General features: G+C 63.7%; 18 protein-coding genes. 13 read left to right on the top strand and 5 right to left on the bottom strand.

The window, feature by feature from the left end:
• Positions 1–107: 107 nt before the first annotated feature.
• Positions 108–1,535, bottom strand: a complete 1,428-nt coding sequence (gene pdxR / locus ACVDHI_RS16985; protein WP_447212310.1) for a MocR-like pyridoxine biosynthesis transcription factor PdxR — start codon at positions 1,533–1,535, stop codon at positions 108–110.
• A 252-nt stretch (positions 1,536–1,787) separates the two neighbouring features.
• Here pdxR and ACVDHI_RS16990 point away from each other — a divergent pair, with 252 nt between their 5' ends.
• Genes ACVDHI_RS16990 through ACVDHI_RS17000 form a run of 3 tightly spaced genes read left to right on the top strand, consistent with a single transcriptional unit; the run spans position 1,788 to position 3,468 of the window.
• Positions 1,788–2,255, top strand: a complete 468-nt coding sequence (locus ACVDHI_RS16990; protein WP_042014799.1) for an OsmC family protein — start codon at positions 1,788–1,790, stop codon at positions 2,253–2,255.
• A gap of 18 nt (positions 2,256–2,273) precedes the next feature.
• Entirely contained in the window at positions 2,274–2,711 is a 438-nt protein-coding gene (locus ACVDHI_RS16995) for a rhodanese-like domain-containing protein (RefSeq protein ID WP_447212311.1), read from the top strand.
• A 28-nt stretch (positions 2,712–2,739) separates the two neighbouring features.
• Positions 2,740–3,468, top strand: coding sequence for a GNAT family N-acetyltransferase (locus ACVDHI_RS17000; protein ID WP_201890406.1), 729 nt, complete (start codon positions 2,740–2,742; stop codon positions 3,466–3,468).
• Between the two features lie 128 nt (positions 3,469–3,596).
• Here the strand turns inward: ACVDHI_RS17000 and ybaK are convergent, their stop codons facing one another.
• Positions 3,597–4,067: a Cys-tRNA(Pro) deacylase gene (ybaK, locus tag ACVDHI_RS17005; RefSeq protein ID WP_010675694.1), complete on the bottom strand. Its 471-nt coding sequence runs from the start codon at positions 4,065–4,067 to the stop codon at positions 3,597–3,599.
• Between the two features lie 181 nt (positions 4,068–4,248).
• Here ybaK and ACVDHI_RS17010 point away from each other — a divergent pair, with 181 nt between their 5' ends.
• Positions 4,249–5,730, top strand: coding sequence for a sensor domain-containing diguanylate cyclase (locus ACVDHI_RS17010; RefSeq protein WP_447212312.1), 1,482 nt, complete (start codon positions 4,249–4,251; stop codon positions 5,728–5,730).
• Between the two features lie 166 nt (positions 5,731–5,896).
• On the opposite strand, the gene ppc is transcribed toward ACVDHI_RS17010, so the two are convergent.
• Positions 5,897–8,530, bottom strand: coding sequence for a phosphoenolpyruvate carboxylase (ppc, locus tag ACVDHI_RS17015; RefSeq protein WP_010675692.1), 2,634 nt, complete (start codon positions 8,528–8,530; stop codon positions 5,897–5,899).
• Positions 8,531–8,743: 213 nt separating this feature from the next.
• Positions 8,744–9,889: an acetylornithine deacetylase gene (argE, locus tag ACVDHI_RS17020; RefSeq protein WP_039040568.1), complete on the bottom strand. Its 1,146-nt coding sequence runs from the start codon at positions 9,887–9,889 to the stop codon at positions 8,744–8,746.
• A 261-nt stretch (positions 9,890–10,150) separates the two neighbouring features.
• Here argE and argC point away from each other — a divergent pair, with 261 nt between their 5' ends.
• From argC to argH, 5 genes are all read left to right on the top strand, one after another.
• On the top strand, positions 10,151–11,158 hold the full coding sequence (gene argC, locus ACVDHI_RS17025; protein ID WP_447212313.1) for an N-acetyl-gamma-glutamyl-phosphate reductase: 1,008 nt from the start codon (positions 10,151–10,153) through the stop codon (positions 11,156–11,158).
• Positions 11,159–11,181: 23 nt separating this feature from the next.
• Entirely contained in the window at positions 11,182–11,961 is a 780-nt protein-coding gene (argB, locus tag ACVDHI_RS17030; protein WP_010675689.1) for an acetylglutamate kinase, read from the top strand.
• 25 nt (positions 11,962–11,986) lie between these two features.
• On the top strand, positions 11,987–12,904 hold the full coding sequence (locus ACVDHI_RS17035) for an ornithine carbamoyltransferase (protein ID WP_010675688.1): 918 nt from the start codon (positions 11,987–11,989) through the stop codon (positions 12,902–12,904).
• 56 nt (positions 12,905–12,960) lie between these two features.
• Positions 12,961–14,196 carry an argininosuccinate synthase gene (locus ACVDHI_RS17040; protein ID WP_010675687.1) on the top strand — a complete coding sequence of 412 codons (1,236 nt, stop codon included), beginning with the start codon at positions 12,961–12,963 and terminating at the stop codon, positions 14,194–14,196.
• 202 nt (positions 14,197–14,398) lie between these two features.
• On the top strand, positions 14,399–15,784 hold the full coding sequence (gene argH, locus ACVDHI_RS17045; RefSeq protein ID WP_323919892.1) for an argininosuccinate lyase: 1,386 nt from the start codon (positions 14,399–14,401) through the stop codon (positions 15,782–15,784).
• 106 nt (positions 15,785–15,890) lie between these two features.
• On the opposite strand, the gene ACVDHI_RS17050 is transcribed toward argH, so the two are convergent.
• Positions 15,891–16,784: a LysR substrate-binding domain-containing protein gene (locus tag ACVDHI_RS17050; RefSeq protein ID WP_447212314.1), complete on the bottom strand. Its 894-nt coding sequence runs from the start codon at positions 16,782–16,784 to the stop codon at positions 15,891–15,893.
• A gap of 96 nt (positions 16,785–16,880) precedes the next feature.
• On the opposite strand from ACVDHI_RS17050, the gene ACVDHI_RS17055 reads away from it, so the two are divergent.
• From ACVDHI_RS17055 to ACVDHI_RS17070, 4 genes are all read left to right on the top strand, one after another.
• Positions 16,881–17,207: a carboxymuconolactone decarboxylase family protein gene (locus ACVDHI_RS17055; RefSeq protein ID WP_010675684.1), complete on the top strand. Its 327-nt coding sequence runs from the start codon at positions 16,881–16,883 to the stop codon at positions 17,205–17,207.
• Positions 17,198–17,590: a tautomerase family protein gene (locus tag ACVDHI_RS17060; RefSeq protein ID WP_010675683.1), complete on the top strand. Its 393-nt coding sequence runs from the start codon at positions 17,198–17,200 to the stop codon at positions 17,588–17,590. Before ACVDHI_RS17055 ends, ACVDHI_RS17060 begins: the two co-directional genes overlap by 10 nt.
• On the top strand, positions 17,587–18,111 hold the full coding sequence (locus ACVDHI_RS17065; RefSeq protein ID WP_447212315.1) for a DUF4865 family protein: 525 nt from the start codon (positions 17,587–17,589) through the stop codon (positions 18,109–18,111). The genes ACVDHI_RS17060 and ACVDHI_RS17065 overlap by 4 nt, the downstream gene beginning before the upstream one ends.
• Positions 18,112–18,345: 234 nt before the next feature.
• Entirely contained in the window at positions 18,346–18,981 is a 636-nt protein-coding gene (locus ACVDHI_RS17070) for an FMN-binding negative transcriptional regulator (protein WP_447212316.1), read from the top strand.
• The last annotated feature ends 60 nt before the right edge of the window (positions 18,982–19,041 follow it).

Consider the following 19,041-nt stretch of genomic DNA (forward strand, 5'->3'; position numbering starts at 1 on the left):
TGCATCTTGACCGGGTTCGGCAACGGGATTGTGCCCAGTATAGACGGGCCATTCCCGTCGACACAGCGCTATCAGGCTCTGGCAGATCTGACCTCTTGATAAGGGGGTCATGCGGATTGCATCAAGAGACCCAGGCGACGACAGAGTTGGCGCAGCGTCTGGTTGTCGAGGCAGCCAAAGCCGAGCAGCCACCCTTCCAGCGTCGGCGGGCCCAGGTAGAACTGGCCCAGATGGCGCAGCCCCAGCCCGCAGGCGTTGGCGGCATCGGTCCAGCGCGCCTCGCCACCGGGGGGCAGCAGCACGGCGCACTGCAGGCCGGCGCCGCTGTGGATGGGGGTGAGCCCCGGGCAGTGCTCGGCCAGTTCCGCCAGCAGCAGATCCCGTCTGCTCTGGTAGAGGAGGCGGCTCTGGCGCAGGTGGGTGGCGAAGTGCCCGCCCCGGATGAAGTCTGCCGTGACCGCTTGCTGCAACTGGTTGCTGTGGCCGTCGACGGCGGCCCGGGCGCGGCAGAAGGAGTCCATCAGCGGCCTGGGCAGCACCAGGTAGGCGAGGCGCAGCGAGCCGAACAGCACCTTGCTGAAGGTGCCCACATAGATCACCCGCCCCTGGCCGTCGAGCCCCTGCAGGGCGGGCAGGGGACGCTGATCATACTGGTACTCCCCGTCGTAATCGTCCTCCAGGATCCAGGCGCCGTGACGCTCTGCCTCGGCCAGCAGCTCCATGCGGCGGGGCAGGCTCATGGGGACGCCAAGGGGATACTGGTGTGCCGGGGTGCAGTAGATGAGGCGCGGCGCAGGATGATCCCCATGAGGGTTGAGCCCCTCTTCATCCACCGGCACCGGATGCACCCGGGCACCAGCGCTCTCCATGGCGGTGCGAGCCCCGGGATAACCGGGGTCTTCTACCCAGACGGTGTCACCGGCATCGATGAGCAACTGGGTCGCCAGCAGGATCCCCTGCTGGGAGCTGGTGAGGATCAGGATCTGATCCGGCTCGCACACCACGCCGCGGGACTGCACCAGATAGCTGCTGATGGCGGCGCGAAGTTCCCCAAGCCCCTGGGGATCCCCGTAGTTCATCCAGTCGCTGGCGCGCTGGCGCCACTGTTGCTGCATCAGCCGACCCCAGAGTGCCTGGGGGAAGAGACGGGGATCCGGCTGGCTGGAAGCAAAGGTGGTGCCCACCTCGGGCACGTCGTGACAGGCGCCACCCAGGGCCATCTCCTGGCCGCGACGGGAGAGGCCAGCCGCTGACTGGGGCGGGCGCGGCGCGGGGCGCACCGCCGCCAGGGCGACAAAGCTGCCGGCGCCCACCTTGCGCACCAGATACCCCTCCGCCTCGAGCCGGCCATAGGCCAGTTCCACCGTGCTGCGGGAGATACCGAGATCCCGGGCCAGGAGGCGGCTGGCGGGCAGGCGGCTGTGCAGGGGCAGGTGGCCCGCCAGGATGGCCTCGCGCAGGGTACGCACCAGTTGTTCGTGCAGGGGCAGATCCCCTTGCTGCTGGCTGGCGAAGAGCGTTGGCAGAACGGTCATGATGCGCTCCCGTTGGCGCGGGGGTTGCGCCTCTTTCGAGGCAGGGATCCTACCCGCAGGGCATGGCGCGGCTGTGGGGCTGGCGACCGACGGGCAGAGCGGGTGGGGTGGGTGGTCATGGTGGCGGCTCGATGAAATTGGTCTGCCCATATTGGCAAAATTGGTCGGCGTGGCAAGGCCATTTTGTCGCTACATTGGTGGTCACAGGGTGGCGCCAGCAGGCGGCACGGATTGGCAACACAAGGAGTCTGCATGTCGGAATACAGTGCCACCATCAGTTGGCAGCGGGGGGAGCATGAGCCCTTCGTCGATCAGCGTTACAGCCGGGCCCATGAGTGGGCGTTTGATGGCGGGGTCAGGGTGCCGGCCTCCTCCTCTCCCCATGTGGTGCCGCTGCCTTACTCGGTGGCGGAACATGTGGACCCGGAAGAGGCGTTTGTGGCGGCCCTCTCCAGTTGCCACATGCTCACCTTCCTCTGGCTGGCGGCGAAGGCGGGCTATCGGGTAGAGAGCTACCGGGACGACGCGGTCGGCATCATGGCGAAAAACGGGCAAGGTCGCCTCGCCATGACCCGGGTCACCCTGCGTCCCAGGGTGATCTTCGGGGGAGAGCGGGAGCCCGCCCTGGCCGATCTGGAGCAGTTGCACCACCAGGCTCATGAGGAGTGCTTCATCGCCAACTCGGTCAACACCGTCGTCACCACAGAGATCGTCATCTAGTCATCAGGAGCGTTCAGGATGAGTCATGTATTGAGCACAGGGGTGGCAGGGGCCGCCGAAGCCAGCGCCTTTTTCGAGGCCCAACTGAAGTTTCGTACCGATCCGGCGGATCTGGCCGCCGATCTGCTGGCCGGGGCGGCGGGGATCGTGGTCATCGATACCCGCTCCCCCGCACACTATGCCGAGGGGCACATTCCCGGCGCCATCTCCTTCCCCCACAGGACCATGACGGCGTCGACCACGGCGGTACTGGACCGGAACCAGGTGTATGTCTGCTATTGCGACGGCATCGGCTGCAACGGTTCGACCCAGGGGGCCTACAAGCTGGCGTCCCTCGGGTTTGAGGTCAAGGAGTTGATAGGGGGTCTGCACTGGTGGCGTCAGGACGGTTTCGCCGTCGCCACGGGCAGCGAGCCCGGAGTGCTGCTGGAAGGGGGAATTGCCTGTGCCTGTTGAACGTTGCAATGAGGGGGGCGACGCCTCTCTGTCCGGCGCCGCCCTTTTCAACGACTTTGGGCAGCCTCTGGGGCGTGCGCTGCCAGAATGGCGCGGCGCCGAGTTCCCTCCCCACCGTGCACTGCATGGCTGGGGCTGTCGTCTCGAGCCCCTTGATCCCGAGCGCCACCTGGGGGATCTGTGGCAGGCATTCAGTGCCGACAGCGGGGCCATGTGGACTTATCTGACCAGCGGCCCTTTCGCGGACGAGGCCGCCATGGGGGTCTGGCTGCGGGAGGTCGCCACCAAGCGGGATCCCCAGTTCTACGGCATCATCGACGAGGGGAGCGGACGAGCGCTGGGGCTGGCGAGCTACCTGCGCATCGATCCCCTGGCGGGCAGCATCGAGGTGGGCTGGCTGCACTTCTCCCCCGCCATGCAGCAGTCACGGCTGGCGACGGCGGCCATGGTGTTGATGATGGCCAATGCCTTTGCTCTGGGATACCGGCGCTACGAGTGGAAGTGCAATGCCCTGAACCTGCCTTCGCGCCAGGCGGCCCTGCGCCTCGGCTTTCACTATGAGGGGACCTTCCGTCAGGCGCGGGTGGACAAGGGACACAACCGGGATACGGCCTGGTTCTCCGTCATCGACAGCGAGTGGCCCGCCCTGAAAGGGTGCTTCGAGCGCTGGCTGGAGGACGGCAACTTCGACCATGCCGGGCGTCAGCGTCGCCGACTCTCCGAACTGACCGCCGCCTGCCGCTCTGCGGCGTGTTGAGGGCGGCAGATCACCCGCCGGGACGGGGCGGTTTCCGGTGCCGGGGCTTTGGGTATCCTTCGCACACAAGGCGCCAGATCCGACATCCAGACGCAAGAGGCGCCAGTCATGGCGCCTCTTTTGTTTGTTCAGTCGTGGTGATCGCCGATGGGGGCCGCAATCCAGTTCATCAGCCGGACCATGTCCCCGGGGGCCACGCCGACTGAGAGCCCCCGCTTGCCACCGCTCACCAGGATCTCGTCGAAGGCCATGGCGGAGTCGTCCAGCACGGTGGGCAGCAGCTTCTTCTGGGCCAGGGGACTGATGCCGCCCACCTTGTAGCCGGTCAGCTTTTCGGCTTCCGCCGGCTTCATCATCTCCACCTTCTTGAGCCCGGTAGCCTTGGCGAGCTGCTTGAGGCTGCACATGCCCGAGGAGGGCACGATGGCCACCACCGCCTGCTTGTCGTGATGGGCGAGCAGGGTCTTGAACACCTGTGCCTCAGGCAGACCCAGCTGGGTAGCGGCATGCTTGCCGAAGTCGTCGTGGGCTTCACACTCGTAGGGGTAGAGCCTGTGGGGGATCTTGAGCTTTTTCAGCAAGTTGATGGCGGGTGTCATGGGGTCTCCTCGAACCGTGGCAAGGCCAGACAGTCTGCGCCCGGGAGCCGGATGTGGCAAGAACCAGTCTTCACACCCAATCGGGGCCTGTGTTAGCGTAACCGGGTGCCGGATCCTATGATTTGGGCACTTGTCCCCGCATTCCAATGCAATGCGCCGGCGATCGAAAGGAATCGTAGCCATGAATACCACAGCACTTTGCGCTCGCGATATCGACGCGATGGATCGATATGAGACCCTCGCCAGGCTGACCGCCCTTGATCGGGCCTATGGCATGGTCGAGTTCGATCTCGATGGTCGCATGGTGTCGGTCAACCCCCTGTTTTGCGACATGCTGGGCTATCCCCCCGAAGCGCTGGTGGGCCAGTCCCATCTCATGCTGTTGCCGCCGGATCTGCAGGCGGAGCATGATCTCTTCTGGCAGAAGGTATTGGGTGGCGAGATCCAGTCGGGGGAGTTTCGCCGGGTCAGGCAAGGTGGCAGCCCCCTCTGGCTCCATGCCACCTACATGCCCGTGAGCGACGAGGCCGGCACCCTGCTGGGGGTGGTCAAGCTGGCGCACGACATTACCTCGGCTGTGATTGCCAAGCAGCGGGTCGAGCAGCAGAGCCAGCTGTTTGACATCGTGGTGGCCGCGCACCAGAGTTTTCTGCTCGATCGCAATCTCGGCTCCGCCTGCGACACCGTCTTCGAGCGCCTGCTGAGCGTGAGCGAAAGCTCCTATGGTTTCATCGGCATCATCCAGTACGAGGATGGTTGTCCCAGTCTCTATGTCCCCTCCATCTCCAATGTCTCCTGGGACGAGGCGACCCATGCCTGGTATGAGCAGCAGCGCCAGAGCCGGGGCGGGCTCATCTTCAGCAAGCTCGACAACCTGTTTGGGCACGTGGTGACCCACAATACCCTGGTGTGCTGCAACGATCTGCCGAGCCATCCAGCCAGTCGCGGTGTCTCCCCCCGTGGTCATCCGCACCTGGAGAGCTTCCTCGGCATTCCCATCCGCCACAAGGGAGAGGCGATCGGCATGATCGCCCTGGCCAACCGCCCGGGTGGCTTTGACGAGACCCATGTCAGCCTGCTCGAGCCCCTCACCACGGCCCTTGGCACCCTTATTCACGCCCGCAACCTGGAGGACGAGCGCAGCCGCATGGAGCGGGTGCTGCGCTTCAACGCCGAGCACGATTTCTTGACCAAGCTGCCCAACCGCAGCAGCTTTTTCCAGCAGGCAAACGTGTTGCTGGATCACGTCCAGCACCATCCCGCCGAAGGGGAGGCCTGCTGCCTGGCCTTGATAGATATCGACTTCTTCAAGCAAATCAATGATGTATATGGACACCTTGCCGGAGATGCCGTGCTGGCGTCGCTGGCGGGGCTCCTGATGCAGGCGGTGCGCAGCAAGGATCTGGTGGCGCGATTTGGCGGGGAGGAGTTCATCCTGCTGCTGCGGGGCACGACCCTGGAGGAGGCCCACACCATCATGGAGCGCATCCGGCGCCAGGTGGAGCAGCACACCTTCCTGTATCAGCACCAGGCGATCACCGTCACCATCAGCGTGGGGCTCACGCCCTATCAGATGAGTTACAGGCGCATGGATGACTGGCTTCAATGCGTGGACCAGCGACTTTACGAGGCAAAACGTCGGGGTCGCAACCAGGTCTCCTGATGAGAGGCCATATCGCGAAATAAAACAGGGCGCCATCATGGCGCCCTGATTGTTGTGGATGTTTTTTTCCCTTAGAGGAGGCTGTGCTGGCGGCAATATCGGGATCCCCGTGCCCGGCAGGGACGAAAAAGGGCGCCGGGGCGCCCTTGTTTGCAACGGTCCGGGATCAGCCGGTGTTGCGCATGCCGGCGGCGATGCCGGCGATGGTGACCATCAGCGCCTGATCCAGCTCGGGGTGCAGGGTCTCCGGGTGGTTGCGGGAGCGATTGAGCAGCTCGGCCTGCAGCACGTTGAGCGGGTCTGTGTAGGGGTTGCGCAGCTTGATGGACTCCTTGATCCAGGGCTGATCGTCCAGCAGGTCGCCCTGCGGGCGCAGTTTCAGCACCACCTCGATGGAGTCGGCAAGCTCCTGACGCAGCTGCTTGCCGAGTGCCCACAGGTTCTCCGGCACCAGGCGGGTGTCATAGTATTCCGCCAGCCAGAGGTCGGCCTTGAGGAACACCATCTCCAGCATCTCGAGACGGGTGCGGAAGAAGGGCCACTGGCGGCTCATCTCGTCCAGCACGCTCTTCTGGCCGTCGTCGATGGCCTGTTGCAACCCCTTGTGGGCGCCGAGCCAGGCCGGCAGCATCAGCCGGTTCTGGGTCCAGGCGAAGATCCAGGGGATGGCGCGCAGGCTCTCGACACCGCCGTTGGGCTTGCGCTTGGCGGGGCGGGAACCGAGCGGCAGCTTGCCGAGCTCCATCTCCGGGGTGGCAGCACGGAAGTAGGGCACGAAGTCCGGGTGACCGCGCACGATACTGCGGTAGTGATCACAGGAGACAGACGCCAGCTGCTCCATCACGGCGCGCCAGCTCTCTTTCGGCTTGGGCGGCGGCAGCAGGTTCCCCTCCAGCACGGCGCTGGTGTAGAGGTTCAGGCTCTGGATGGCCACCTTCGGCAGGCCGAACTTGAAGCGGATCATCTCCCCCTGTTCGGTGACCCGCAGGCCGCCGCGCAGGGATCCCGGGGGTTGCGACAGGATCGCCTGATGGGCGGGGGCGCCGCCACGGCCGACGGTACCGCCGCGGCCATGGAACAGGGTGAGGCGGATGTTGTTGGCTTCAGCCAGCGCCACCAGGGATTCCATGGCGGCGTACTGGGCCCAGCCAGCGGCCATCATGCCCGCATCCTTGGCGGAGTCGGAGTAGCCGATCATCACGTACTGACGGCCCTGGATGTAACCGCGATACCAGTCCACCGACAGCAGGCGTTCCATCACGGCGGTGCCCGCCATCAGGTCTTCCTGGGTCTCGAACAGCGGGGCAACCGGCATGCGGAACTTGCAGCCAGCTTCCTTCAGCAACAGCTGGACCGCCAAGACATCGGATGGGGCACCGGCCATGGAGATGATGTAGATGCCGAATGCATCGGGGTCGTGCTGGGCGATGACGCGACAGGTGTCGATGGTCTCGCGGGTCTCGGCACTGGGATCCCAGTCGCTCGGGATGAGGGGGCGGCGGGAGTTCAGCTCGCGCAGCAGGAAGGCCTGCTTGTCCTCTTCGCTCCACTCGGCGTAGTCGCCCACACCCAGGTAGCGGGTCAGCTCGGAGAAGACCTGGCCGTGACGCTCGCCATCCTGACGGATGTCCAGCTTGACCAGGTGGATGCCGAAGCAGGCCAGCTTGCGCAGCACGTCCAGCAGCATGCCGTCGGCGATGTTGCCCATGCCGCAGGCGTGCAGGGAGTGGTAGCAGAGCTCCAGGGGCTCGCGCAGCTGGGCGGTGCTCTTGACCAGATCCCGGCTCTCGCTCGCCTGGCCCTGTACCTTGGCAGTCAGGTACTCCTGGGTCTCGCGCAGCTGCTCGCGCAGCTCACGCACCAGGGCGCGATAGGGCTCGGGATTGTCGCCGACCCGGGCACGCACGGCGTCGGTGCAATCGGCCATGGAGAGCTCGGAGGTAAGCTCCTTGATGTCCTTGTAGAACAGGCTCACCGCCATCCAGCGGCCCAGCTCCAGCACTTCGGCGGTCACCTTGGCGGTGACGAAGGGGTTGCCGTCGCGGTCACCGCCCATCCAGGAGGTGAACTTGACCGGCGCGGCGTCCAGCGGCAGCCGCACACCCAGATGGTGTTGCAGGCGCTCGTCCAGATTGCGCATGAATTCGGGGATGGCTGGCCACAGGCTGTTTTCCACCACGGCGAAGCCCCACTTGGCTTCGTCCACCGGGGTCGGGCGCTGTTCGCGGATCTCGTTGGTGTGCCAGGCCTGGTTGACCAGTTGCTCAATGCGACTCTGGATCTTGTCCCGCTCGCGGGGCAGCAGATCGGAGAGTTCCAGGGCCTCGAGGCAGTCGTTGAGCTGCACGTGCTTGTGGATCAGGGTACGACGGGTCACCTCGGTGGGGTGAGCGGTCAGCACCAGATCGATGTCCAGCTCGCGCACGGCCTGGATGATGGCCTCCTGGGACAGGTTGGAGGCTTTCAGCTTGTCGAACATCTGCTCCAGCGGGTCCGGGGTGCAGACCTGCTCTTCGCAGCGACGGGAGATGGTGTGGAACTGCTCCGCCACGTTCGCCAGGTTGAGGAACTGGCTGAAGGCACGGGCCACGGGCAGCAGTTCGTCATCGGAGAGGGTACGCAGGGTGTCGAGCAGGCGCTCTCTGTCTGCCTCGTTCCCCTTGCGGGAAGACTTGGCCAGCTGGCGAATGGTCTCAATCTTGTCGAGGAAGGCCTGCCCCTGATGATCCTTGATGGATTTACCCAGCAGTTGGCCCAACATGCCTACGTTGGCCCGTAGTGCGGCGTACTTTTCGTTCATTCCACATCCTTATTTTGTTGGTGCCTCCTGACCTTCCAGGCGGGAGGCGACCTCACTTATTGTTGTGCGATTACAACATATGCTCCGTCATCTTAGGGGGACAATCTACCCAGATTGTCTGCGCAAGGTCAAATAACAAGCCGATTCAGAACATGTATTTCCCTCACCTGTCCCAAGGCGCCTGTCATGTAACTTACTTACATCCCTATTTGGCTAGACGCAGAAGCGCCTGATCAGGTGCTGCAGCACCGCCGTGGTCGGTTTGACGAACGACAGATCCAGGTATTCATCGGGCTGGTGGGCCTGGGTGATATGGCCTGGGCCCATCACTATGGTCTCGCAACCCAGCTGCTGGATAAAGGGGGCTTCGGTGCAATAGTTCACGGACTCGGCGGCCCGGCCGCTCGCCTTTTCCGCCTCCCGCACCAGCTCGGAGTCATCCTGGCAGGCATAGGCCGGAATGGGTTCGTGCAGGTGCTGCAGGTGCAAGCAGCCGGGCTGGTGGATCTCGATGGGGGAGAGCGCCTCTTTCAGCATGCCCATCAGCTCGTCGGGTCCCACCTGCGGGGTGGGACGCATGTCGATGTGCAGCTCGCAGCAGCCGCAGATGCGGTTCGGGCTGTCGCCCCCCTGGATGTAGCCGAGGTTCAGGGTGGGCTGGGGCACGGCGAAACGGTGATCTGCGTACTTCTCCTTCAGATCCTGCTGGAGCCTGAGCACCTGACCCATGGCCTTGTGCATGATCTCCATGGCATTGACGCCGTTGGCGGGATCCGAACTGTGGCCGCTTCGGCCTGTGATGCGAATGGCTTCCGACATGTGGCCCTTGTGGGCCACCACGGGCACCAGCCCGGTGGGTTCACCGATCACCGCGTAGTCGGGTTTGAGTTCAGCTGCGGCGGCGATGGCGCGGGCCCCGGCCATGGTGGTCTCTTCATCGGCGGTGGCCAGGATGCGCAGCGGCTTGCTCAGGGTCTTGAGGTCGACCTCCTTGAGCGCTTCCACGATAAAGGCGAAGAAGCCCTTCATGTCGATGGTGCCGAGCCCGTACAGGCGGTTGCCCTCTTCGGTCACCTTGAAGGGGTCTTTGGTCCAGGCTCCTTCATCGAAGGGAACCGTATCCGTGTGACCCGCGAGCAGCAGCCCCCCTTCTCCCTGACCATAGGTCGCCACCAGGTTGAACTTGCCCGGCAGATCCGGCAGGGCCGTGACCTCGCACTGGAACCCAAGCTGGCCGAACCAGTCGGCCAGCAGCCGGATCACCGCCTCGTTGCTCTGATCCCAGCGAGTATCCGTGCTGCTGATAGAGGGAATCGCAATAATATTCTTATAAAGTGAAAAAAAATCCAGTTTGGCCATCAGCTCCTCCTTGCGTCCCCGGAGTGTTTCTGTTAGAAAATACAAATGCAAAGTGAGTGCATGAATATTCTATTCGAGTGCTCATCGACAAGGCCTCTAGTTGTAAGGGAAAGTTAATGTTCTGTCACCTGATCTGTAACCGACGACGCATATCCGCCTGAATTGCCCCTCCGCACTCGTTGCATCAAAGGGGCGATAGCCGACCCCTTGCACCGCAGCACCATGCTGTGAATTTCGAACCCAGACTTGGAATACTCAAACATGCTTAAGACCGTTATCGTCGGTGCCAGTGGCTACGCGGGGGCCGAACTGGCCGCTCTGGTCCAGAACCATCCACAACTCGAGCTGTTCGGCCTCTATGTTTCCGCCGGCAGCCAGGACGCCCACAAACGCTTCTCTTCCCTGCATCCCCAGTGGGTGGGCAAGCTGGATCTGCCGCTGCTGCCCCTGGACGAAGACGGCATGACCCGGATCCTGACCCAGGCCGATCTGGTGGTGCTGGCCACTGCTCACGAGGTGAGTGCAGAACTCGCGCCCAAGTTCCTGGCCAAGGGGTTGCCGGTGTTCGACCTCTCCGGTGCCTTCCGGGTCAACGATCAGCAGTTCTACTCTTCCTTCTACGGCTTCACCCACGAGAATGAGCAGTGGCTGGAGCAGGCCGCCTACGGTCTGGCCGAGTGGAATGCCGATGCCGTCAAGGCCGCCCAGCTGATTGCCGTGCCGGGATGCTACCCGACCGCCTCCCTGTGCGCCCTCAAGCCGCTGCAACAGGCCGGGCTGATTGCCCAGGGGTGGCAGCCCATTATCAATGCGGTTTCCGGCGTCTCCGGGGCCGGTCGCAAGGCCGCCATCAACACCAGTTTCTGCGAAGTGAGCCTCAATCCCTATGGCACCTTCAATCACAGGCACCAGCCGGAGATCAGCCACCACCTTGGCAAGGAGGTGCTGTTCCAGCCCCACCTCGGCAACTATGTGCGGGGCATCCTGGCCACCATCTATGTGCAACTGGCGGAAGGGGTGACGCACACCCAGGTGGATCAGGCCTACCTCAAGGCCTACGAAGGCAAGCCCCTGGTACGCCTCACCGGCCAAATGCCCTCCATCCGCGGCGTGGCGAGCACGCCCTACTGCGACATCGCCTGGCAGCAGCAGGGCAACATGCTGGTGGTGGTTTCTGCCATCGACAACCTGCTCAAGGGGGCCGCCTCGCAAGCCATGCAGTGCATAAATATCAAGTTTGGTTTTGAACCGGCCACCGGCCTGATTTAACGCTTTAAGAAAGGATCGAGAAGATGGACAAGCAGACGCTGGTAATCAAGTTGGGTGGTGCCCTGATCGAGAACGACGAGGCCCTGACTGCCCTGTTCGCCACCCTGAAGACCTTCCTGGATGATCAGCACCGTCCTCTGGTGCTGGTGCACGGTGGTGGCTGCCTGGTGGACGACCTGCTCAAGGGGCTGGGCATGACCTCCACCAAGAAGAACGGCCTGCGGGTGACCCCGTTCGAGCAGATCCCCGTGATTGCCGGTGCCCTGGCCGGGACCGCCAACAAGATGATGATGGCCAAGGCCATCTCCACCGGCATTCCTGCTGTGGGTCTGTGCCTCGCCGACGGCGGTCTGTGCCAGGTGACCCAGCTCGATCCGGATCTCGGTGCGGTCGGTGACTGCAAACCGGGCAACCCGGCGCTGGTGGCCGGCATCCTGGGGCAGGGCTTCCTGCCGGTGGTGAGCTCCATCGGCATTACCGCCGACGGACAGATGATGAACGTCAATGCGGATCAGGCGGCCACCGCCATCGCCGAAGCGCTGGGCGCCGATCTGGTGATGCTGTCGGATGTGAGCGGCATTCTGGATGGCAAGGGCAAGCTGGTGCCGCAACTGGACAAGCAGAGCGCGCTGGACCTGATGGAGAAGGGGGTTATCACGGACGGCATGGCCGTCAAGGTGAAAGCCGCCCTGCACGCCGCCGAAACCCTGGGCAAGCCGGTCTGTGTCGCCAGCTGGCGCTACCCGGATCAGCTGCTCAAGCTGCTGGCTGGCGGCGCGGTCGGCACCCAGGTCACCCTCTGATCTCCACCGGGAAAAGGACAATCCGATGCAACATCTTCTGAAAGACAGTGATTTAAGCAAGGCCCAGATCGAGGCGCTGCTGGCGCTTGGCAAGGCGGTCAAGGCCGATCCGAAGAAATACAGCCAGGCCCTGGCGGGCAAGAGCGTGGTCACCCTGTTCGAGAAGCCCTCCCTGCGTACCCGGGTCACCTTCGATATCGGCATCGCCAAACTGGGTGGTCACAGTGTCTATCTGGATCAGCAGAACGGGGCGCTCGGCAAGCGGGAGTCGGTGAAGGATTTCGCCAGCAACCTGTCCCGCTGGTGTGACGCCATCGTCGCCCGGGTGTTCGATCACCAGACCCTGGTCGAGCTGGCCGAGTTCGGCTCGGTGCCTGTGGTCAACAGCCTGTGCAACCTCTACCACCCCTGCCAGGGGCTGGCGGATTTCATGACCATCAGCGAGCACTACAGCGATCTGTCCAAGGTGAAGCTGGCCTATCTCGGCGATGGCAACAACGTGAGCCACTCCCTGCTGCTGCTGGGGGCGACCCTCGGTACCGATGTGACCCTGGTCTGCCCGAAAGGCCATGGCCCGGATACCCAGATCTTCCTGCAGGCCCAGGCGCTGGCAGCTCAATCTGGCGCGACCATACATATCAGCGATGATGTCGCGGATATCGAAGGCTTTGACGTGGTTTATACCGATACCTGGGTTTCCATGGGTGACAACACACCAATGGAGCAGGTAAAAGATATCTTCATGCCTTATCAGATCAACCAGGCCCTGCTCGATCGGACCGGCATCCAGCATGTGCTGCACTGCCAGCCGGCCCACCGGGAGCTGGAGATCACCTCGGAGGTCATGGACGGCCCAGCCTCCCTCATCATGGATGAGGCAGAAAACCGGATGCATATCCAGAACGCCGTGCTGCTGACCCTGTTCGGACAGGGCCAGAAGTAATCCGGCAACCGACCCGGAATCACCCCTTTTTATCGAATCATCACGGAGAGAAGTAAATGAGCGGAATCAACAAGATCGTACTGGCTTACTCGGGCGGACTGGATACCTCGGCCATCATTCCCTGGCTGAAGGAGCACTATGACGCTGAAATCATCGCCTTCGTCGCCGACGTGGGCCAGGAGCGTGACGATCTGGAAGGGATCGAGCAGAAGGCCATCGCCTCCGGCGCGGTCAAGTGCATCGTCAAGGATCTGCGGGAAGAGTTCGTCAAAGAGTATGTCTACCCGACCCTGAAGACCGGCGCCGTCTATGAAGGCACCTACCTGCTGGGCACCTCCATGGCCCGTCCGGTGATCGCCAAGGCGATGGTCGAGGCTGCCCTGGCAGAAGGGGCTGATGCCATCTCCCACGGTTGCACCGGCAAGGGCAACGACCAGGTTCGGTTCGAAGGGGCGGTGGCTGCTCTGGCGCCCCAGCTGAAAGTGATCGCCCCCTGGCGGTTGTGGGACATGCGTTCCCGGGAAGATCTGCTGGCCTATCTGGAAGCCCGCAACATCCCCTGCAAGGCGACCCTGAAGAAGATCTACAGCCGTGATGCTAACGCCTGGCACATCTCCACCGAGGGTGGCGAGTTGGAGAGCACTTGGAACGAGCCGTCCGAAGCCGTCTGGCAGTGGACCGTCTCTGCAGAGGATGCCCCGAACGAGCCGGAATACGTCAAGCTGACCGTGGCCAAGGGGGAAGTGGTCGCCGTTGACGATCAGCCGCTCAGCCCGCACCAGATCCTGACCACCCTGAACGAGCGTGCCGGCAAGCACGGCGTGGGCCGGATCGACATCACCGAGAACCGGATGGTGGGCATGAAGTCCCGTGGCTGCTACGAGACCCCGGGTGGTACCGTGATGGTTGCCGCACTGCGCGCCGTGGAAGAGCTGGTACTGGACAGACCGACCCGCGCCTGGCGGGAAAAGCTGGGTGCCGAGTTCTCCCACCTGGTGTATGACGGTCGCTGGTTCACCCCGCTGTGCAAGGCCATTGTCGCCTCCGCCAACGCCATCGCCGAGGAGCTCGACGGTGAAGTGGTGTTGAAGATGTACAAGGGTCAGGTCACCGCGGTGCAGAAGAAGTCGCCGAACAGCCTCTACTCCGAAGACTTCGCCACCTTCGGTGCCGACGAAGTGTACGACCAGAGCCATGCCGAAGGCTTCATCCGTCTCTACACCCTGGCGAGCCGGATCCGCGCCATGAAAGAGCAGCATCAAGCCATCGGTGGCGACCATACCCACGGCTAAGCAAGCGCTATCACCCGTTGATTCGAGGGGGCATGGCCCCCTCTTTTACAGGCAGAGAGGCCCTTTGCCATCCTCATCGGGTGTGACAAGAGCGGCTGCGCCCTGGCCGCTTCTGTGAGATAACAGGCTCGCAGAAAAACAGGGCAAGATTTCAAGTTCGACGGCGCAAGGCGCCGCCGACAACGCATTCAAGGAGAGCAGTATGGCACTTTGGGGTGGACGCTTCAGTCAGGGAGCCGATAGCCGGTTCAAGCAGTTCAACGATTCGCTGCGGTTCGATTACCGGCTGGCGGAGCAGGATATTCAGGGCTCCATGGCCTGGGCCAAAGCGCTGGTCAAGGTGGGGGTGTTGACCGAGGGTGAGCAGGCCAAGTTGCAGCAGGCGATGGAAGTGCTGCTCGCCTCCGTGCAGCAGGATCCCCAGCAGATCCTGAACTCGGACGCCGAAGACATCCACTCCTGGGTCGAGAGCCAGCTCATCGACGCCGTCGGCGCCCTTGGCAAGAAGCTGCACACCGGCCGCTCGCGCAACGATCAGGTCGCCACCGACCTGAAACTCTGGTGCAAGGCCCAGGGCGAGCTGCTGCTCGCCTCCATTACCGCCCTGCAACAGGGGCTGGTCACCTCCGCCCGCGCCAATCAGGCCGCGGTACTGCCGGGTTACACCCATCTGCAGCGGGCCCAACCGGTCACCTACGCCCACTGGGCGCTGGCCTATGTGGAGATGCTGGAGCGGGACCATTCCCGGCTGCAGGATGCCCTCAAGCGCCTCGACACCAGCCCGCTCGGCTGCGGCGCCCTGGCGGGCACCGCCTACGCCATCGACCGCGAAGCGCTGGCGCTCGACATGGGCTTTGCCGGCGCTACCCGCAACAGCCTGGATTCGGTGTCCGATCGGGATCACGTGGTGGAGCTGATGCACGTGGCGTCCCTCTCCATGACCCACCTGTCGCGCTTTGCCGAAGACCTTATCTTCTACAACACCGGCGAGGCGGGCTTTGTCGAGCTGTCTGACGCCGTCACCTCCGGCTCGTCCCTGATGCCCCAGAAGAAGAACCCGGACGCGCTGGAGCTCATTCGTGGCAAGACCGGCCGGGTGGTCGGCGCCCAGATGGGCATGCTGATGAGCCTCAAGGCGTTGCCGCTGGCCTATAACAAGGACATGCAGGAAGACAAAGAGGGGCTGTTCGACGCCCTCGACACCTGGCACGACTGCCTCGACATGGCGGCCCTGGTGCTGATCGATCTGAAGGTCAATGGCGAGCGGACCAAGGCGGCGGCCCAGGGCGGCTACGCCAATGCCACCGAGCTGGCGGACTATCTGGTGGCCAAGGGCATTCCGTTCCGCGAGGCGCACCATATCGTCGGCGAGACCGTGGTCTATGCGATCCAGGTGAAAAAGCCCCTGGAAGAGCTCTCCCTCCCCGAGTTCCAGCGCTTCAGCCCCGTGGTGGGGGAGGATGTTTACCCGAACCTGGAGCTGGAAGCGACCCTGGCCAAGCGGGTCGCCAAAGGCGGCGTCGCCCGCGAGCAGATAGAGGCAGCCCTCACCGCCGCCGAGGCCTGGCTGAGCAAGCGGGCAGGTTAAGCCAAGCGGCTCGCCATGGGAACAAGAAGGCAGAACGGCAACCCCAGGGTTGCCGTTTTTTTATGGGCACGCCTCGGCGCCGTGAGGCGCGTTGACCAGGCGCTGTTCAGCCCCTGTGTCCGGCGCTGGCCTGATGCACGGCGTCCGTGAGCAGCCGTTGCAACTGGCATCTGGCCTCGTCGGCTTCATGACTGGCGGCGAGCAGCACCACCCCCAGGGTACCCGGTGAGGGCAGCACGCCGCCGAGGAGGGCGAGACTGGCCGGCATGCCGATGGGGGAACGCACCGTGATCCCTAGCCCGGCCTGCACGGCGGCCCAGATCCCGCCCAGGCTCTGGCTGGTGAAGGCGATCCGCCAGGGGATCCCGGCATCGTCGAGGGCGCGGATGGCCCGCGCCCGCATCAGGCAGGGGGCATCGAAGAGCACCAGGGGCAGGGGCTCCCCGCGCGCGAGCAAAGGGGCGAGGTCCCACTCGGGGTGGGCAATCCAGGCCAGTTGCACCACCTCGATGAGGGGAAGATCCTCCCGCTCTCCCTGTGGTTGCCAGGCGAGAGCCATATCGAGGGTGCCCTCCCTGATCCCCTGCACCAGGGCCCCGTTGCGATCGATGCGGGTCGTCATGCGCAGGGCCGGGTGCTGACGACAGAGGGACCCCAGCACGGCGGGGAGCAAAGATTCGCCGAAGTCCTCCTGCACCCCGAGCCGGATCTCCCCTTGCAGCAATTCCCCTTTGAGGGCGAGCACGGCTTCGTCATTGAGCGCCAGCAGCCGCTTGGCGTAGCCCAGCAGGCGCTCACCGCTGGCTGTCGGCACCAGGTGACGTCCCTGCTTCATGACCAGATCGGTGCCGCACTGCTGTTCGAGTTTTTTCAACTGGGCACTGACCGCCGAGGTGGAGCGGCACAGCCGCTGCGCAGCCAGCGCAAAGCTGCCGCACTCCAGCCCCAGCACGTAGCTGCGCAGGGCATCGAGATCCAGGCTGGGGGGAAGGGGTGACATAACTATCCTTATAATCGGGATGATTGGTCTTGAATATTTCGATTTTTTAAATTGTAGCAGTGAGGGAGAGTGGCTTCATCCACCAAGGAGATTGCCATGACACCCGATGTTCCCGATCGCGCCACCCTGGCGCAGCTTGCCCCCCGACTCGCCCGACTGGCGGAAGAGACGCTGTTTGGCGATATCTGGCAGCGCCCCACCCTCTCGGCACGCGAGCGCAGCCTGATCACCCTGGCCATCCTGGCGTCACTGGGCCGGGTGCAACAACTGCCCTGGCATATTGCATTCGCCCGGCAAAACGGCCTGTCCCGGGATGAGCTGGAAGAGCTGTTCACCCATCTTGCCTTCTACGCCGGTTTGCCCGCCGCAGTGACGGCCGTGGGCTATCTGCCCCCCCGCGAGGAGGTGACCCCATGCCGCTGACCCGTATCACCCTGTGCGAGGGGATGAGCGACGCACACCTGCAACAACTCAGCGCCCTCTACCACCAGACCCTGGTGGAGGTGTTCGAGGTGCCGCCGAAGGATAAATTCCAGATCCTCGAGATCTTGCCTGCCAGTGCGCTCATCTATGACCCCCACTACCAGACCGGCCGCCGGGACCAGGGTTTCATCCTCTTCCAGATCCTGGCGGGCAAGGTGCGCAGCACCGCGACCAGGGAGCGGCTTTATGCACGTCTCGCCGAGCGCCTTGAGGCCGAGCTTGGGATCCACCCCGACAACCTCATGGTGGTGATCCAGCAGACCGATGCCGAGGCGTGGAGTTTCGGCCAGGGCCGGATGTTCAGACAGGAGGTGGCCTCATGATCGCCATGCACTACCGATTCACCCTGCCCGCAGACTACGACATGGCGCTGATCGAGCAGCGGATCGCCAGCAATGGCGCCAGACTGGACGGCTTTCCCGGTCTGTTGTTCAAGGCCTATCTCTACAGCCGTCAGGACGATGGGGCCCTGCCGGGGCAGGAGAACCGCTATGCCCCCTTCTATGTGTGGCACAGCGCCGAGGCGATGCACCGATTCCTGGCAAGCGAGGGATTCGCGGCGCTCACCCGGCATTTCGGCTGGCCCCGCATCGAGACCTGGCATCTGCTGCGGGCGCCGGATCCGGCCTCCCTCGACGGGGCTTGCATGGCCAGGCTGCGGCGCACCAAGGTCGCTTCCCACGACCAGCTGGCCGACCTGCACGGCGAGACCATGGTGAGCGGCTGGGATCTCACCCGATGGGAATGGCTGGAGGCGGATTTTCTCCCGTCCCTCTCATCGCCCTTGCCTGGCGGGGGCGAGATCTACCGTATCGGCTATCTGGCGAAGGGGAGAGGGGGGTAAAGCGGAATTATCTTTGTCATTGAGGCTGTTTTTCCATTCACTTTGGCTGTGAAAGTGATATTCGTACCGTGAACATAGGGTGTTATATCTCGCTTGTGGATGATGATGTGGCATTGCGGCCATTTGCTGCAATGAACTGGCTCAGTGGGCACATTCGGGGTGACGGCCCGCGCCGGGCAGGGCATGATCCCGCTGCAATGCGTATGGACGCGTCAACCGGATCAAGGAGTTCCCATGTACCTGCCACCCCATTTCGCCGTTACCGACCCCGAGGCGCTGCACCAGCTGATGCAGGCGAACCCCCTGGGGGCCCTGATCACCTGTGGTGAAGGGGGGCTGGATGCCAACCACCTGCCGTTCGAGTTCGATGGGGCGCAGGGGGCCCACGGTGTGCTGCGGGCCCATGTGGCCCGCAACAACCCGCTTTGGCAGGAGGTGAAAGAGGGCGACGAGGTGCTGGTGATCTTCCGCGCCGCCGACGGCTACATCTCCCCCAGCTGGTATCCGGGCAAGCAGGTGCATCACAAGCAGGTGCCCACCTGGAACTACTGCGTGGTGCACGCCCATGGCCGTATCCGGGTGAGGGACGATGCCCGCTTCGTGCGTCGCCTGCTCGCGACCCTGACCCGTACCCACGAGGCGGGAGAATCCACCCCCTGGAAGATGGCGGATGCACCGAGAGACTATCTCGAGACCATGGTGAAGGCCGTGGTGGGCATAGAGATCGAGATTGAGCGGCTGGTCGGCAAGTTCAAGCTGGGTCAGAACAAAGAGGCGGCGGATCGCCTTGGAGCGGCCAATACCTTGCAGGATCGCGGGCAGACCGCGCTGGCCGGCGCCATGCTGAGCCCGCCTCCTTCACAGCCCTAGCGTGACACCTTGAGATCCGGCCCGACAAAAACGGCAACCGTCTGGTTGCCGTTTTTCATG

The organism is Aeromonas sp. 25-248 (assembly GCF_053005425.1).